This is a genomic window from Bradyrhizobium sp., from assembly GCF_035570375.1.
GTDB lineage: Bacteria > Pseudomonadota > Alphaproteobacteria > Rhizobiales > Xanthobacteraceae > Bradyrhizobium.
This window is the reverse complement of the sequence record NZ_DATMLW010000122.1, coordinates 1-3,046: the sequence shown is the minus strand read 5'-3', so window position 1 is coordinate 3,046 and position 3,046 is coordinate 1. Positions and strand designations below refer to the sequence as shown.

Here is a 3,046-nt window from a genome sequence, read left to right as displayed (position 1 = left end):
CCCGCTCTATAAGTCCGACGCGCTGACAATTCTCAATGTTGTCTGGGGCAAGAGGATGACGATCATGCCCCATGACCACCGGATGTGGGCGGTAATCGGGGTCTATACGGGCCGGGAGGACAACATCTTCTGGCGTCGCGTTGCAGGTGAAGCCGGCGGACTGATCGAGGCCGCCGGCGCCAAATCCTTGAGGGAGCGATGCGCCGAGCCGTTGGGGCGCGACGTGATCCACTCGGTGACGAACCCGCTCGGCCGCCTGACCGCGGCTATCCATGTCTATGGCGGCGATTTCTACGGTGTGAAGCGCAGCGACTGGGACCCCGAAAACCTGCTCGAGCGCGCTTACGATTTCGCGTTGCACCGGCGGATGTTCGAGGAAGCCAATGCGATCTGACGAGGGAGTCTCCCGTCGCGCTGATACGCTGATCCGCGTGCACGGCAAGAAATGGACCACGCTTTGCTGCCGCAACGTCTCCGGCCGGCGGCGGTGGTCAAAACTGAACGAATGGTTGGCAGCAACTGCGATGCGCGACCGGCGAAAGTCGGAGACGGCTTGATCATGGTGGTCTCGGATCCCGACATTCACCGAGCCGCACGCTTGCATCTCGAGCGGCATGTCGACGAGGCGGTCACGAAAGCGTGCGACATGGTCCGAAATCTGAAGGCGCGCGGCGACAATGAGGCTGCCGACACCTGGTTGCAGATAATTGTCGAGATTGAGGTGTTGCAGCGCGGGTCGGCGAGATGATGGGCGAACTGGTGATGGAGCCGTTGGCGGCGCTCCGACCAAGTCGCCCTTATCCGATCCGCCTCGGCCTACCGAAATTTCCAAGAAGCCAAGGATTCAGCGAATTCGTCGGCCAAATCACGGTGGATGACGATTGACGCATCGTGTCACAATTGGTTCTCTGGAGGGGCGGGTGGCTGATACCGAATGGAAACCACTCCCTGCCGGGCTTTGGACACTCCCTGCCGTCTTTATGGAGGCAGGAAACCTATTGCTTGAGGCGTTTATGGAAGCCGGCGTGCCGACTTGGAAGGTCAGAGAGAAAACAAGCGATCCGCTGAAATGGAATATGATAGCCGAAGGCACCGCCGACTCCTTCGAGGCGGCTAAAGCGGCGGCTCTCTACGAAGCGGAAACAGTATCGCGGAAACCGTAAGGGACCTTCCGATATCCGGGCTGAAGGCAACACCAAGGTGCTCGGAGCAACGAGGATGCACTGGGCCGATCGTCGGGCATCGGTCGCGGTCCCTGATTCAGCCCCCGGACGCCCGAATGACTGGAATTGCCCCATTCCGGTCATCTAGGGCACTTAAGCGACAGATTTCTCGAACTTGGCAAACGGGCTCAGGCCCAACCAGGTCTGCAAATCCGCCTCAAGCTGTCGGTTTCCAGTGATGACCAGCGTGCCGGCGCTTTTGGTGTGAGCGATGGTAGTATAGCCCATCCAGATTTCGGTCATCGTCCGCAGATCGGTGACAAGATAAAGATCGACATCAAAACCAGGGTCTACCGAGCATAGATCAACGTCGGCGCCCGGCTCCACGATCAGCCACCAATTCCGTCTTGCTTCTTGGAGATCGGAAAAGATGACCTGGATCGTACTGCGCCCCCGCGGCAGCGGCTTGGTGTTGATGTTCCGGCGCATATCCCACATCAGCAGATTGGGGTCCAACTTGCCGAGCGATGACTCGGTCGTCACCCATTTCTGTCCCCATTCACCGATTGCGAACACGACCTGCCCCAGATCTTTGCCAGCGCTGGTAAGCGTGTATTCGTACAAGCCCGGATCTCCGGCGAGCTGAGAGCGCGCAACGATACCGGCCGCTTCGAGGTCCTTCAGCCGCTTCGACAGCAGCGCCGGCGACATCCGGGGCACGCCACGTCGCAGCTCGTTGAACCGCGTTGAGCCGGCGACGAGTTCGCGCAACAAGACGATCGTCCAGCGGGTGCACAGAATTTCGGCTGCCATCGCTACTGGACAAAATTGGTTGTAGCTGCCCTCGGCCATCTCTCGCTCCCTCGCCGGATGCATCGCGGCATTGTAGGCCATTAGCTCGGCCGCGCCAGTTCAGTTTCTGTACCATGCCAGATTCAGTTCGTGAACTGGCCCGCCAAGGACCCAGTGTGGGAAAGACTCACGGCGCACCGGGATAATCTCGATGCGAGCGTGAGGAAGGAATGGTCATGCCACTCGTAGATATTCAACTCATCGAGGGCGTCTTCGACAAAAGCCAGAAGCAGGAAATGATCCGTAAGGTCACCGACGTGATGGTGGAGATCGAGGGCGAAGCGATGCGGGGTGTCACCTGGGTCCGCGTGCAGGAAGTTGCCAGCGGACAATGGGGCATCGGCGGCAAAGGGTTGACCACCGCCGACATCAAGGCGCTCCAGAACCAGGGACGTTGACACCGAGCGGGATGGGCCGGCCGTAAACACGGCCGGCCCGCCTGTTAGTTCCGCGTCATCGCCCACCGTCCGTCCGCTTCGCCAATTGCAATTTCAAAATGGCAATTGCCTACGCTGGGCCCCCCGCGAACTGCTGTGGATGAGTTTTTCATGTTGGTATCACTCCCAGGCTTATTTCCTGAGCACGAAGGACGTGGCTGCAGCTTGGCTCGTGTGCGCTGCACTAGCGGTTTGCGGAATTGCCTGCGAGCTGGTGCTCTGACTGGCGTCGCCGATCCGCTCATTCACTGCGGGATATCCCCCCGGGCCCACTTTGAGCCTGCGAACCAGTCTCGCATATGACCGGTTACGGCGCGAGCGCGCCGTCGGCGCATGCAACGGCCGTGGGCAGGTCTGCCGCTATTTTCGGCCATTACTAAGCCCCCGAAGACTAGCCACGCCCGTTTGAGATAGCACTGAGGGCGAGGAGCACCCCTCTACCTGTCGAGCCACACGTCCTCGAAGCGCCAGCTGTTGAAGACGCTGTTGACGACAAGGTTGAGACCCTTCACGCGCGGCCGCCAGCAGGTCGCGACACGGGTATAGAAGATGATCGGGCGCGAGGCGTCGCGCGCCAGCCGGCGCTCGATCTCC

At 60.3% G+C, this 3,046-nt stretch carries 4 protein-coding genes and 1 pseudogene; 4 read left to right on the top strand and 1 reads right to left on the bottom strand.

The genetic code is table 11. The features are described 5' to 3' along the window. From VNX23_RS12480 to VNX23_RS12470, 3 genes and pseudogenes are all read left to right on the top strand, one after another. A pseudogene (locus tag VNX23_RS12480) lies at nt 1–394 on the top strand (hypothetical protein); the annotation flags it as partial. 111 nt (nt 395–505) lie between these two features. Further along, a complete protein-coding gene (locus tag VNX23_RS12475) occupies nt 506–748 on the top strand; it encodes a hypothetical protein (RefSeq protein ID WP_325630426.1) in 243 nt (80 codons plus the stop codon). A gap of 172 nt (nt 749–920) precedes the next feature. After that, nucleotides 921–1,163, top strand: a complete 243-nt coding sequence (locus VNX23_RS12470; protein WP_325630425.1) for a hypothetical protein — start codon at nt 921–923, stop codon at nt 1,161–1,163. Between the two features lie 153 nt (nt 1,164–1,316). Here the strand turns inward: VNX23_RS12470 and VNX23_RS12465 are convergent, their stop codons facing one another. Then, entirely contained in the window at nt 1,317–2,015 is a 699-nt protein-coding gene (locus tag VNX23_RS12465; protein ID WP_325630423.1) for a helix-turn-helix domain-containing protein, read from the bottom strand. 176 nt (nt 2,016–2,191) lie between these two features. On the opposite strand from VNX23_RS12465, the gene VNX23_RS12460 reads away from it, so the two are divergent. Beyond that, nucleotides 2,192–2,413 (top strand): tautomerase family protein, encoded by a 222-nt coding sequence (locus VNX23_RS12460; protein ID WP_325630421.1) that lies wholly within the window; start codon nt 2,192–2,194, stop codon nt 2,411–2,413. The last annotated feature ends 633 nt before the right edge of the window (nt 2,414–3,046 follow it).